At 73.4% G+C, this 12,447-nt stretch carries 13 protein-coding genes and 1 other RNA gene; 6 read left to right on the forward strand and 8 right to left on the reverse strand.

What is annotated here, in order from left to right; all coding sequences use genetic code 11:
• Positions 1–734, reverse strand: a 734-nt coding sequence (locus ABWK99_RS07605) for an acyltransferase family protein (RefSeq protein WP_372594099.1), incomplete at its 3' end; no start/stop codon positions are given.
• A gap of 80 nt (positions 735–814) precedes the next feature.
• Here ABWK99_RS07605 and ABWK99_RS07610 point away from each other — a divergent pair.
• Positions 815–1,591, forward strand: a complete 777-nt coding sequence (locus tag ABWK99_RS07610; protein ID WP_372594100.1) for an LLM class F420-dependent oxidoreductase — start codon at positions 815–817, stop codon at positions 1,589–1,591.
• A 15-nt stretch (positions 1,592–1,606) separates the two neighbouring features.
• Here ABWK99_RS07610 and ABWK99_RS07615 read toward each other — a convergent pair whose 3' ends face one another.
• From ABWK99_RS07615 to ABWK99_RS07630, 4 genes are all read right to left on the reverse strand, one after another.
• Complete coding sequence (locus ABWK99_RS07615; RefSeq protein WP_372594101.1) at positions 1,607–2,155, reverse strand: DUF2231 domain-containing protein; 549 nt, start codon at positions 2,153–2,155, stop codon at positions 1,607–1,609.
• An 87-nt stretch (positions 2,156–2,242) separates the two neighbouring features.
• The gene (locus ABWK99_RS07620; RefSeq protein WP_372594102.1) at positions 2,243–3,061 is read right to left on the reverse strand and encodes an FAD:protein FMN transferase; all 819 of its coding nucleotides are present in this window, start codon (positions 3,059–3,061) and stop codon (positions 2,243–2,245) included.
• Positions 3,058–3,606, reverse strand: coding sequence for an FMN-binding protein (locus ABWK99_RS07625; RefSeq protein ID WP_372594103.1), 549 nt, complete (start codon positions 3,604–3,606; stop codon positions 3,058–3,060). Before ABWK99_RS07625 ends, ABWK99_RS07620 begins: the two co-directional genes overlap by 4 nt.
• Before the next feature lie 11 nt (positions 3,607–3,617).
• Entirely contained in the window at positions 3,618–5,087 is a 1,470-nt protein-coding gene (locus ABWK99_RS07630) for a ferric reductase-like transmembrane domain-containing protein (RefSeq protein ID WP_372594104.1), read from the reverse strand.
• Between the two features lie 91 nt (positions 5,088–5,178).
• Here ABWK99_RS07630 and ffs point away from each other — a divergent pair.
• Positions 5,179–5,275: signal recognition particle sRNA small type (ffs, locus tag ABWK99_RS07635), an RNA gene on the forward strand.
• Here the strand turns inward: ffs and ABWK99_RS07640 are convergent.
• Positions 5,273–5,878, reverse strand: coding sequence for a GyrI-like domain-containing protein (locus ABWK99_RS07640; RefSeq protein WP_372594105.1), 606 nt, complete (start codon positions 5,876–5,878; stop codon positions 5,273–5,275). The genes ffs and ABWK99_RS07640 overlap by 3 nt on opposite strands.
• Before the next feature lie 4 nt (positions 5,879–5,882).
• Positions 5,883–6,374 (reverse strand): GyrI-like domain-containing protein, encoded by a 492-nt coding sequence (locus ABWK99_RS07645; protein ID WP_372594106.1) that lies wholly within the window; start codon positions 6,372–6,374, stop codon positions 5,883–5,885.
• 135 nt (positions 6,375–6,509) lie between these two features.
• Between ABWK99_RS07645 and ABWK99_RS07650 the strand changes: the two genes are divergently transcribed.
• The 3 genes from ABWK99_RS07650 (at position 6,510) to ABWK99_RS07660 (ending at position 10,384) form a co-directional block, all read left to right on the forward strand.
• Complete coding sequence (locus ABWK99_RS07650; RefSeq protein WP_372594107.1) at positions 6,510–9,128, forward strand: DNA polymerase III subunit gamma and tau; 2,619 nt, start codon at positions 6,510–6,512, stop codon at positions 9,126–9,128.
• 85 nt (positions 9,129–9,213) lie between these two features.
• Complete coding sequence (recR, locus tag ABWK99_RS07655; RefSeq protein ID WP_372594108.1) at positions 9,214–9,813, forward strand: recombination mediator RecR; 600 nt, start codon at positions 9,214–9,216, stop codon at positions 9,811–9,813.
• Positions 9,806–10,384: a DUF5063 domain-containing protein gene (locus ABWK99_RS07660; protein ID WP_372594109.1), complete on the forward strand. Its 579-nt coding sequence runs from the start codon at positions 9,806–9,808 to the stop codon at positions 10,382–10,384. The genes recR and ABWK99_RS07660 overlap by 8 nt, the downstream gene beginning before the upstream one ends.
• Before the next feature lie 57 nt (positions 10,385–10,441).
• Here the strand turns inward: ABWK99_RS07660 and ABWK99_RS07665 are convergent, their stop codons facing one another.
• A complete protein-coding gene (locus ABWK99_RS07665) occupies positions 10,442–11,014 on the reverse strand; it encodes an SSI family serine proteinase inhibitor (protein ID WP_372594110.1) in 573 nt (190 codons plus the stop codon).
• Positions 11,015–11,148: 134 nt separating this feature from the next.
• Between ABWK99_RS07665 and ABWK99_RS07670 the strand changes: the two genes are divergently transcribed.
• Positions 11,149–12,432, forward strand: coding sequence for an aspartate kinase (locus tag ABWK99_RS07670; RefSeq protein ID WP_372594111.1), 1,284 nt, complete (start codon positions 11,149–11,151; stop codon positions 12,430–12,432).
• The last annotated feature ends 15 nt before the right edge of the window (positions 12,433–12,447 follow it).

A 12,447-nucleotide genomic window follows, 5' to 3' on the forward strand; every position in this document is an offset into this window, starting at 1 on the left:
AGGCGCCGCGGAAGCGTCCACTGCCGCAGGCCGAGCACCGCGATCGCCCCACCGAGCGCCAGCTCCCAGATGCGCGTCGTGGTGACGAAGTACGCGGCCGCCGGGTTGTTCGCCGTCAGGTGCACCGACCACGCGAGGGAGGCAGCGAGCACCGCCAGGACGACGACGCCCACCGTCCCCCCGGTGCCGAGGCGGCGCAGGCGTCGTGCGACCAGCGCCGCAGCCCCGATCAGCAGCGGCCACACGAGGTAGAACTGCTCCTCCACCGACAGGGACCAGTAGTGCCGCAGGGCAGTGGGGGCGTCCTCCGCTGCGAGGTAGTCCGTCGCCGAGCCGGCCAGCGACCAGTTCTGCACGTACAGCGCCGAGGTGACGGCCGCGCCACCGGTGCGCCCGAGCTGCGTGCCGGGGAGCACCACGGCGCCGAGCGCGACCGTGACGAGGATCACCAGCGCGGAGGCCGGGAGCAGTCGCCGCACGCGTCGACCCCAGAACCGGCCGACGGCGCGCCAGGTGGTGGGTGGTTCGCGCAGCAGGTGCGCGGTGATGAGGTAGCCAGAGATGACGAGGAAGACGTCGACGCCGACGTAGCCGCCGCGTACGGCGCCGGGCCACAGGTGGTAGGCGAGCACCGCTGCGACGGCGACGGCGCGCAGGCCCTGGATATCGGCCCTCATGGCCTCGCCCGGTCGCCGTGCGGCGGCGACGGCAGGTGCGGGGGTGGCGACGGTCACGGCGCAAGTATGGGGAGTGAGTCGAGGGGGAGCGAAGCCCGCGTGCGGCGGCACCGGGCCCCGCGCTTAGGGTCGATCCCATGACCTTCCCCGTGCGCATCGCTGTCCAGCTCCAGCCCCAGCAGGCCGACTACGGCCAGATCCGTGACGCGGTCCGCCGTGCGGAGGACGCCGGAGTCGACGTGATCTTCAACTGGGACCACTTCTTCCCGCTCTACGGAGACCCGGACGGTAAGCACTTCGAGTGCTGGACGATGCTCGGCGCCTGGGCGGAGCAGACCAGCCGGGTCGAGATCGGCGCGCTGGTCAGCTGCAACTCCTACCGCAACCCCGAGCTTCTGGCGGACATGGCCCGCACCGTCGACCACATCAGCGGCGGCCGGCTCATCCTCGGCATCGGCGCCGGCTGGTTCGAGAAGGACTACCAACAGTTCGGCTACGAGTTCGGCACCGCCGGGTACCGGATCGGTGACCTCGCGCAGGCGATGCCGCGCATCACGGCGCGCCTGGCGGCCGGCAACCCGGCCCCCACCCGGAAGATCCCCGTCCTCATCGGGGGTGGGGGAGAGCGCAAGACGTTGCGCGTGGTGGCCGAGCACGCCGATGCGTGGCACTCCTTCGGTGACCTCGCGACGCTGACCCGCAAGAGCGCGATCCTCGACGAGCACGGTGCGGCCGTCGGCCGGGACACCGCGACCCTCGTCGAGCGGTCGGTCGGGGTCTCCGCCCCTCCGCGGCAGGTCGCGGCCGATCTGGTCGCCGCGGGCGTGAGCCTCTTCACGATCGGCGTCGGCGGGCCGGACTACGACCTCGACCTCGTCCGGCAGTGGGTCGCCTGGCGGGACGCCCAGGGCTGAGCGCCGCGCGCCCCGTCAGCCGTCGCCCGGGCTCGGCGACTCGCTCCCCGCGGGGGTGACGACGTCGGACCACGCCGCCTCGGCCCCGCTGTGCCCGATCCGCACGGCCTGGACGGTCGTGCCGATCCCGGCGAGCACCGCGAGCACGACGAGCCCACGGATGAGCGGGCGGGGGAGTGCCGCGAGTCCGGTCGGCGCGACCGTCGGCCCCGGCGCGGCGGCCAGTCGCGCGTTGGTCCGCTCCTGTCGGGCCCACCAGAACAGCCCGGCGGCCGCGATCGTCAGCACGGCGACGAAGGGCAGGAGGCCCTCCGCCATGCTCATGTGCGTCCCGAGCAGCGCGGAGGCCTCGACGCGGCGCGCCAGGGCCTCGCCCGACTGCGTCGTGATCGGCGTGAGCACGAGCGCAGCCAGGGACAGGGCGAGGGGAAGGGCATAGGCCCACTGGCGGAACCGGCGCCACAGGGCGGCCAGGATGACCGCAAGGGCCGCGGCCGGGACGACCACCTCGGTCGCGTGGACGATCAGCGGGTGCAGCGGCAGGCCGGCGACGAGGTCGAACACGGTGACTCCTCGGGGCGGGAGAGGTCGGTCCTGGGCGGGCCGGCCGTGGTCGGGATCGGACGGTCGGGCGGTGCGAGGTCCCGGTGCTCAGACGGGGTTCGACCACCGGTGCACTGCGCCGCTCGTGGTCACCAGCATGCCGCTTGTCCCGTGCAACGTGCCGACCCACTCCGCAGCGCCCGCGCCCCGAGCGACGGCCGCCGTCGCCAGGACGTCGGCCCAGAGCAGGGACGGGCCGATCACCGTTGCCGAGAGCAGCCCCTCGGCGGCCGCTCCCGTGTGGGGATCCATGATGTGCGCCCCGCGCGAGGCGCTGCCCGAGGTCGCGACGGCGCCGTCGGACACCGGCACGTGCGCGAGCACCCGGGTCTGGTCGCGGGGGTCCTCGATGCCGACCTGCCACGGCTCGGAGTCGGGCGCAGCGCGCAGCTGGATGTCCCCACCGGCACCGAAGGCGTAGCCCAGCGTCGGCGCGAAGGCGTCCAGGTGCCGTGCCGCCCAGGTGACCCCGAAGGTCTTGACCAGTCCGGTCGGGTCGAAGACCCCGGGCATCCCGGGCACCGCGTTCCACGCGTCGAACCAGCCGCCGGTGCGCTCGAGTGCCGCTCGGCAGAGCAGCTCCACCTGGCGGACCTGGGTGCTCGCGTCCTCCAGGGTGAGCTCGCCGTGCTGGATCCGGCTGATCTCCGAGTCGTGGCGGTAGGTGCTGAACCGCGCCTCGATCTCCCGGAGGTCGTCCATCGCGGCGGCCACGGCCGAGGCGACCTCCGGGGTGCGCGCCTGAGGGCCTCGCACGTGCACCGAGATCGGCATGCCCATGATGTGCTCGACCCACGCACGGGACTGGGCCTGTGCGGGCGCCGCCGTCGTCGAGCCGGCCGCGGCGGCCAGCGTCGCGGTGCTCACAGCCCCGCCTGGTCGAGCGCGCTCTGCAGCGAGGCGATGTAGCCGTTGCTCGTGTAGGTCGCCCCGCTGACCATCTGGATCGACGCGCTCTGCGCCTCGACCGCCTCGGCGTTCAGCGTGGGGATCGCGTAGGAGTTGATCCGCTGGTCCTTGGAGTTCGTGTTCGGGTAGGCGATCGCCTCCGCGCTGGTCACGACCCCGTCGGTCACGGTGATCTGCACCTGGACGGGCCCGAACTCGGTGGAGATCGAGTCGCCCGTGTAGGTGCCGTCGGTCGACGTCGTGCTCGGGGTGGCCTCGGTGGTCGTCGAGGAGTCGGTGCTGCCTTCCGTCGCTCCCGCGTCGCTCGTGGACTCGTCCGTCGCCGACCCGTCCGTCGCCGACTCGTCCGTCGAGGTGTCAGTGCTCGCGGCCGTCGTGCTGCTCGACCCCTCGGTGGTCGAGGTCTCCGCCAGGGCGACGGAGCGGTTGAGGCTCGTCGGCCAGGAGAAGAGGAGGACGAGACCCGTCAGGGTCGAGCCGATCGCGATGACGATGCGTCGCATGGGGTGTCACCTCACCAGGAGAAGCGCTCGACGTGGAGCGCGGTGTGCGGAAGTCCTGCCGCGTGCAGATCGGCTGCAACGGCCTCGGCCCAGGGGGCGGCACCGCAGACGAAGACGTCGCTGGTGTCGAGCCGAGGGATCAGACGGTGGACGGCCTCCTGCCCGGGCAGGTGCCCGTGCTGCCGGGGGAGCCAGGCCGTGCCGACGGTGCTGCGCGGACCGACCAGGTCGATCACCTGGAGCCTGCCGAGCGAGCGCAGGTGCTCGACATCGGCCTGCATCGGCACGTCCTGCTCGCTGCGCAACCGCCGGACGAGCGTCGTCGTCCCGCCGCGGCCGGCGAGCACGGCCTCCTGGGCCAGGGCGACGAGCGGGGCGAGGCCGAGGCCCGAACCGATGAGCACGAGGTTCTCGCGGGTGCGGACCTCGGGACGCAGCCGTCCGTACGGGCCCTCGACCAGGACCGTGGTTCCCACGGGCATCCGCGCGATCCGTTCGCCGTCGTCCCCGGTGACGCCGATGGTGACGCGCAGGCCCGCCGTCGTGGGTGCTGCCGAGAGGGACAGCGGGTGGCCGCGGGTCCAGCCGGGGCCGGTGCGGAAGCGCCAGACGAAGAACTGCCCTGCGCTGACCCGGAGCTCGTCCAGGTGCGGGCCGGCGACGGTCACGCTGACGGCCCCCGCGCCGTCCGGTACGACGCTGGTGACCCGCAGCCGCTGGCGCAGCGAGGTGCGCAGGGGCACGATCACGCGCCAGATCAGGACGGCGACCATGACGAGCCCGTACAGGCTCCACCAGTACACGGTCGCAGCCGTCGACAGGAGGAAGTCCGAGCCGGTCCACAGCTGGTGCGGAAGGGCGAGGCCGGCGCCGAGGTAGGCGTACAGGTGCAGCAGGTGCCACGACTCGTACCGCAGCTTGCGGCGAGCGAAACGCATCGAGGTGACGGAGACCATCCCGAGGGCGATCGTCCCCGCGAGTGCGAGGAGCATTCCCGGGGCGTTCGTCGTGAGGTCCCAGAACTCGCGCAGCACGTTGCTGCCGTCGAAGAGCGCGTAGCCGATCGTGATGGTGACCAGGTGCACGAGGATGAGGTTCATCGAGCTGAACCCGACCCAGCGGTGCCAGCGGGCCAGCCGGTCCTGACCGATCGAACGCTCGATGAACGGCACGCGGGCCATCGCGAGCACCTGCAGCAGCAGCAGGTCGGAGCTGATCAGCCCGCTGAGCCGGCCGATCGAGCTCAACGAGGCCGCAGCCCCGGCGGTGAGGTCCTGGAACCCGCCGTGGTGCACCCACAGGGCGACGACGACGAGCATCGAGCCCCAGACGGTCAGCCCGACGGCGTCGGTCCACCAGCGGCGCAGGGTGGGGGGTCGCAGGCGCAGCACGGGGCGCGAGGCGTGGGCGGCGCGGCGCGGCGGGATGCGCGGCGGCGCGGTCGAGGCCGTCGGCGTCGGGCGGGTGGCTGTCGTGCTCATGGGAAGAGAGTGGCGGGCGAACCTGGGACACCCCTGGGGGATTCCTGTGAGCCCCCCGTTCGACGCCGCTCAGGCCTGCGTTAGGCTTGTACCCGACCCCTCGTGCGGCGTCACCCCGCTGAACCCCCCCAGGGCCGGAAGGCAGCAAGGGCAGGTGGGCTCTGACGGGTGTGCGAGGGGTCCTCTCATGCCCGGACGGGCTGGCGCAGGATCGTGCGCATCCGCTCGGGCGCGGAGCGACGGGGGTCGCTGAGGTAGATCTCGTGGTGGGGGCCGCTCGGGTGCAGCCCGAGGTCGGCGATCGCCGCATGCAGTGCCTCGATCGCCGGGCCCTCCTCCGCGTACGGCCCGTGGTGCATCACCTGGAGGGCGTCGCCCTCCTCGAGGACCTCGAACCGCAGGAGCTCGCCCGCGGGTGCGCGCCCCTTGCCGACGGCGGCGGATCGCGCCTCCTCCACCAGCTCGGCGGTGACGACGGCGGGCTGCGCGATCATCATGCGCCAGCGCCACTCGTCCCGTCGCCGTCCGGTGAAGGCCGTCAGGTCGTCGGCCCACCACAGACCCTCGAGCGGCATGACCGTCCACACCTCGCCGCCCGCGGCCTTGACCAGCGCGCGGACGCCGTAGCCGACCGCGAAGAGCGTGCCGACCGCCTCGGCGTAGGCGGGGGCCTCGTTCGGGTCGCCCGTCCCGTCGACGCTGAGGTAGGCGAGCGGGGGCACCGTCAGGCGTGCGGGGGAGTCGGGTGCTCGGTAGAGCCCCGGATGGTCCCGCCGCAGGTCGTTCGCCACCGGGTCAGGCCCCGGAGGTCCCGTTCGGCGTGGCCTTGGCCACCGGCAGGCAGACCTCGGTGACCCACTCGGACGGGTCCCGGCCGCTCTCGGGGCCCACGAGGTAGACGTTGGTCATCTCCCCGGCGAAGGTGTAGCCGTGGGTCTCGACCCAGCGAGCGACCTCCTCGACCACGTGACCGATCCGCTCGTAGGGGCCGTACAGGGTTCCCATCGCCACGAGGGTGTCCGGCACCTCCACGCACCGGACCTCGTCCGTGCTCGTGAAGCGCTTGGTGACCGTCACCTGCACCTCGACGTCCACCCCCGGCTCGCTGGGGTCGTGGTCGTGGAAGACCGAGCGGCCGGGCTCACCGTGGGCCGCGACCGCGCCGGTGGCCGCGAGGCCCGACATGAGGCGCTCCCAGAGCATGCCCTCGTCGGTGAAGTGCGGGATCACGTCTCGGACGCTGGCAACGGTGCGCGGGGGGAGGGTGCGAAGCTCGATCTCGGTCATCTCGGACTCCTTCGTCGGATCTGAACCACTGCCGACCTCAGGAGCGTCGCTGCGGTGCCCCGGCGCTCACGGAACGGCTGACTCCTCCACTGTGGCACTGCGCCGCGCCCGGCGCAGGCCGTCTAGGCTCATTCTGTGACCCAAGCCCTGTACCGCCGCTATCGGCCGGAGACCTTCACCGAGGTGATCGGTCAGGAGCACGTCACCGAGCCGCTCATGCAGGCGCTGCGCGCGGGAAAGATCACGCACGCCTACCTCTTCTCCGGGCCGCGCGGATGCGGGAAGACGACCTCGGCAAGGATCCTCGCGCGCTGCCTCAACTGCGCGCAGGGCCCGACCCCGACGCCCTGCGGGGAGTGCGAGTCGTGCCGCGAGCTGGGACGCGGGGGGCCCGGCTCGCTCGACGTCGTCGAGATCGACGCGGCGAGCCACAACGGGGTCGACGACGCCCGCGACCTGCGCGAGCGGGCGGCCTTCGCCCCCGCCCGGGACAGGTTCAAGATCTTCATCCTCGACGAGGCGCACATGGTGACCCCCCAGGGGTTCAACGCGCTGCTCAAGATCGTCGAGGAGCCGCCGCCGCACGTGAAGTTCATCTTCGCCACGACGGAGCCGGACAAGGTCATCGGGACGATCCGCTCCCGGACCCACCACTACCCGTTCCGGCTCGTGGCACCCGACACGTTGACCCCGTACCTGGAGCAGCTGAGCGCCGCGGAGGGTGTGCCCGTCGCTGCGGGGGTGCTGCCGCTCGTCGTGCGTGCCGGTGGCGGTTCGGTTCGCGACTCGTTGTCCGTGCTCGACCAGCTCGTCGCCGGGGCGGACGCGACCGGCCTGGACTACGAGCGCGCCGTCGCCCTTCTCGGCTACACCCATGCCGCGCTGCTCGACGACATCGTCGATGCGATCTCCTCACGCGACGGCGCGAGCGCCTTCCGCGTGGTGGACCGGGTCATCTCCTCCGGCCACGAGCCGCGTCGCTTCGTCGAGGACGTCCTGGAGCGGTTGCGCGACCTCATCGTCATCGCCGCCTCGGGCGAGGCGGCCCAGGCCGTGCTGCGTGACCTGCCGGCCGACCAGCTCGAGCGGATGCGGGTGCAGGCCCGCACCCTGGGCCCGGCGGAGCTCTCCCGTGCTGCGGACCTCGCCAACGCCGCGCTGAGCGAGATGACCGGGGCGACGTCGCCGCGGCTGCACCTCGAGCTCCTCGTGGCCCGGATGCTGCTGCCGGCCGTCGACGGGTCCGGCGTCGTGGCGCGGCTCGAGCGCATGGAGCGGGCGGTCGAGGGTGGGACCCTCGCGCCGAGGGTCGAGCCGGCGCGCTCTCCTGCGGTGACGAGCCGACCGGAGCCGGCCCCCGTTCCCGCTCCCGCATCTGCTCCGGCCCCGGCCCCCGCACCGGCCCCGGCCCGGGCACCCGTGCCGGAGACCGCGAGTGCCGCGGACGACGTGGCGTCGCCCGCGCCCACGGCGCCGCCGGTCCGCGAGGCAGCACCGGTCCGCGAGGTGCCGCCGGTCCGTGAGGCAGCACCGGGCGCTGAGGTCCGGCCCGGTCCTGCGCCGGTGCCCGAGCCCGCCGCGCCGCCGGCCGCATCGCCCGTCGGTGAGGCCGCTCCGGCCGCTCCGGCCGCTGCGGCCACCTCCGGCCCTGCGGCGGGTCCGGCACCCGAGGCCGAGATGGTGCGTCGCCGGTGGCCGGAGGTGCTCCAGACCCTGCGCGGGGTGCGCCGGTCCACATGGGTGCTGGTCAGCGAGAACGCTCAGGTGGCGGCTGTCGAGGGTGGGTTGGTGAGCCTCGCGTTCACCACACCCCAGCTCGCCACGACCTTCCGCACCGGACCCCACGGCGACCATGTCCGCAACGCCCTGCGGGAGACCCTCGGCCTCGACGTGCGGGTCGAGTCGGTCATCGCCCCGGCAGCAGGCCCCTCCGGGCCGGCGGCGGCCGAGGCGGCCCCGGACTCCACTCGCTCTCCCCGAGCCGCGTCCACCACGAGCGCCGGCACGCCGTCGCGGGCCCAGGCCGAGGCCTCGTGGGCGGACCCCGCTCCTGCGCCGTCCGGCTCCGGGGCCCCGACGCGCTCGGGACCTGCCGCCGAGACGCCGACCGCCCCCGCCCCGGTCACCCGGGCGACCACGGGTCCGAGCCGTTCCGACTCCGGTGGCACCGAGTCCCGGACGGCCGAGCCGCGCACCGACACCGCGGTCCCTGGTGACGCGCCGACGGCAGGGCTGACACCCCCGCGCCGACCCTCGGTGGAGAGCCCCGCCGGGCCTGCCTCGTCCCCCGCTGCGGCGCGCACCGTGACCGCTGTCGTCTCCGAGATCGCCTCCGACGGCATCCCCGACGGGCCGGAGCCCGACCTCGAGGCAGCCGACGGTCACGACGACGGTCCGGCGCCGCGTCGCGCGGCCCCGTCGGCACGCCAGCGGGCGGCGGCCCCGCAGGCGCCCGCGCCGACGGCGGGCCCCCGTGCCCCGTCCGCACGCCCCGCCCCGTCGTCGCAACCGGCCCCGTCCGCACGCCCCGCCCCGTCGTCGCAGCCGGCCCCGCAGGCCACCCCGGGGGACGGTGGCCCCCTGGGGCGCCGTGGCATCGTGCCCACCACGCCGAGGCCGCCGGCCCCGTCCGACGGGAGCGATGCCAGCCCGGACGACCCCGAGCTGGCCTCGTCCGGACTGATCGGGGCACCGCTGGTCGCCCAGATGCTCGGCGGCACCGTCATCGACGAGATCCCCGACCCGCCCGTCTGAGGCCGCGCGAGGGCGCAGGGCGACGCCGTCGGCGGGATCGGCACGCGTCGCGCCCGGCGGCGGCCGCACCCCGTACGCTGGTCGGGTGTACGAGGGCGCGGTCCAGGACCTGATCGACGAGCTCGGGCGTCTGCCCGGGGTCGGTCCCAAGAGCGCCCAGCGCATCGCGTTCCACCTGCTCGCCGCCGACCCGGCCGATGTCCGTCGCCTCGTCGACGCGCTCACCGAGGTCAAGGCACGGGTCCAGTTCTGCGTGATCTGCGGGAACGTCTCCCAGGAGGAGAAGTGCCGGGTCTGCCGTGACCCGCGCCGCTCCGAGACCGTCATCTGCGTCGTCGAGGAGCCCAAGGACGTCGTCGCGATCGAGCGCACCCGGGAGTTCCGCGGCAGGTACCACGTGCTCGGCGGGGCCATCAACCCGATCGACAACGTCGGTCCGGACGACCTGCGTATCGCCCAGCTGCTCACGCGGCTCGCCGACGGCAGCGTCACCGAGGTCATCCTCGCGACCGACCCGAACGTCGAGGGCGAGGCCACCTCCACCTACCTCGCGCGCCTGCTCGTGCCCATGGGCCTGCGCGTCACCCGACTCGCCTCCGGACTCCCGGTGGGCGGGGACCTGGAGTACGCCGACGAGGTCACCCTCGGGCGTGCTTTCGAAGGACGGAGACAGATCAGTGCCTGACGAGACCACCAGCCAGACGCCCGCCGACCTGCGCGAGCTCGCCGACGTCGTGGCCGAGGAGGCCCGGCGCTTCGTCTCCACCGTGACGGAGGTCGCGGCCGGGGCGAACCCCGAGGCCGCCATCCCGCTGCTCCTGCTCGCCGTCTCCGACATCCTCGGTGCCGGGGCGCGGCTCGGCGCCGTCGTCGACGTCGTCCCGGCCGAGCGCTTCGAGCCGGACGCCGGCCCGGAGACGGACCTCGACCCGTTGCGCGCGAGCCTGGAGAACCTGCTCGACGGCATCGACGGCTACCTCGAGATCGCCGATCCGGTGCTCGGCGGGGAGACCGTCACCTCCACGATGTCGGGCGACCTGGTCCTCGTCGTCGGCTCGCTCGTCCAGGGCCTGCGGCACCACGCCCTCGGTCAGGTCACCGAGGCGCTGTGGTGGTGGCAGTACTCGTACCTGTCCAACTGGGGCGAGCGCGCCTCGTCCTGCCTGCGCGTGCTGCAGACGGTCCTCGCGCACCTGCGCCTGGACGTGGACGACGAGGTCGCCTCCGAGGCGGAGTTCCAGGCCCTGCACCCCTGAGCTGCACCCCTGACGCGCACCCCTGACGCGAACCGCTGAGCAGCGTCGGTGCCGGGCTCAGACCCCGCCGGCGCTTCCCAGCAGCACGGCCAGCCGGTCCCACCTGCTGATCTCGCAGCCGTTCGTCCGGTCGAAGTCCGCGTTCACCGGGGTCCCGTCCACCGTCCCGCGGACCGTCGCCGTCTGCGGCCCGCCGTACTGCTCGGTGCACGCGGTCCGCGGCGGAACCGGGTCGAAGGCGCTCGCACCGCCGGCGGCCTCGATCGCGGCACAGGCCGCAGCCGCGTCCGGGTGGGTCCCGCCCAGCGGGTCGCAGGTCAGCGTGGTGGTGGTCGTCGGGCCGGTCCCGGTCTCGTCGAGCACGACGGTCAGCGAGGTCGCCGCCGCGACGTCCGGGGCCGAGGGGCTCGGTCCCGGCAGGCCGGTCGCGGTCGAGGAGGGGACGGGTGCGCTCGCCGAGGGCGCCGAGGTGGGTTCGAGCGAGGGGCCGGGACTGCTCGGCACGGCGGTCGGCGGGGTGAGGCTCACCGTCGGGGACCCTCCCGCACCGGTGTCGGCCGTCCCGCAGGCGACGAGCCCCCAGACGAGGACCAGCGTCGCGGCCGCCGTCGCCCTGCTCCACCGCGTCATCGGACCGCCTCCCACGCTCAGTGTCCCACCGCGGTCGCCCGTTCGGCAGTACCGGATCCCGGACGTCCCGTGTCCACGGATCGAGAACGGTTTATGCTCGTCGCCACCGATGGACCGAGAGCGGAGTGCTCAGCGTGGGCGTGATCGTGCAGAAGTACGGGGGTTCCTCCGTCAGTGACGCGGCGGCGATCAAGCGCGTCGCCAAGCGGGTGACCGAGGCCAAGAAGGCGGGCAACGACGTCGTCGTCGTGGTGTCCGCGATGGGCGACACGACCGACGAGCTGGTCGACCTCGCGAACGAGATCTCGCCCAAGCCGCCGCTCCGCGAGATGGACATCCTGCTCACCGCTGGCGAGCGCATCTCCATGTCCCTGCTCGCGATGGCCATCGCGAACCTCGGCGTCGAGGCACAGTCCTTCACCGGTCAGCAGGCCGGGGTGATCACCGACGAGTCGCACGGCCGCGCGCGGATCGTCGACGTCAAGGCGCACCGCATCCACGAGGCCCTCGCCGCGGGCAACGTCGCGATCGTCGCCGGCTTCCAGGGCGTCACCGAGCACACCAACGACGTGACGACGCTGGGCCGTGGCGGGTCGGACACCACGGCCGTCGCCATCGCCGCAGCGATCGGCGCCGACGTCTGCGAGATCTACACCGACGTCGACGGTGTGTTCACCGCCGACCCGCGCATCGTGCCCACCGCCCGCAAGATCCAGCGCATCTCCTACGAGGAGATGCTCGACATGGCGGCCAGCGGTGCGAAGGTGCTCAACCTGCGCTGCGTGGAGTACGGCAGGCGGCACGGGGTGGACATCCACGTGCGCTCGTCGTTCTCCGGGCACACCGGCACGCTCGTCACGGACCGGCCCGCCGAGGCCGTCGAAGGAGAGGGACCCATGGAGCAGCCGATCATCTCCGGCGTCGCCCACGACCGCAGCGAGGCGAAGGTCACCGTGGTCGGCGTGCCCGACGTCCCGGGAACCGCCGCACGGCTGTTCGAGGTCGTCGCCGAGGCGGGCGTCAACATCGACATGATCGTCCAGAACGTCTCGGCAGCGCAGACCGGGCTGACGGACATCTCCTTCACGCTGCCGGCGGCCGACGGCCAGAAGGCCATCGACGCCCTCGACGCCGTCCGCGGGGAGATCGGGTTCGCCTCGCTGCAGTACGACGACTCGATCGGCAAGCTCTCGTTGATCGGTGCGGGCATGAAGTCGCACCCCGGTGTCTCGGCGCGCCTCTTCGGCGCGCTGCGCGACGCGGGGATCAACATCGAGATGATCTCCACCTCCGAGATCCGGGTCTCGGTGGTGACGCGCGCCGATCAGCTCGACGACGCGGTGCGCGCCGTGCACACGGCATTCGATCTGGACTCCTCCGAGGGCGAAGCCGTGGTCTACGGCGGGACGGGACGCTGACATGGGACTGAACAT

It is taken from the genome of Actinotalea sp., from assembly GCF_041597215.1.
In the GTDB taxonomy this organism is placed as follows: Bacteria; Actinomycetota; Actinomycetes; order Actinomycetales; family Cellulomonadaceae; genus Actinotalea.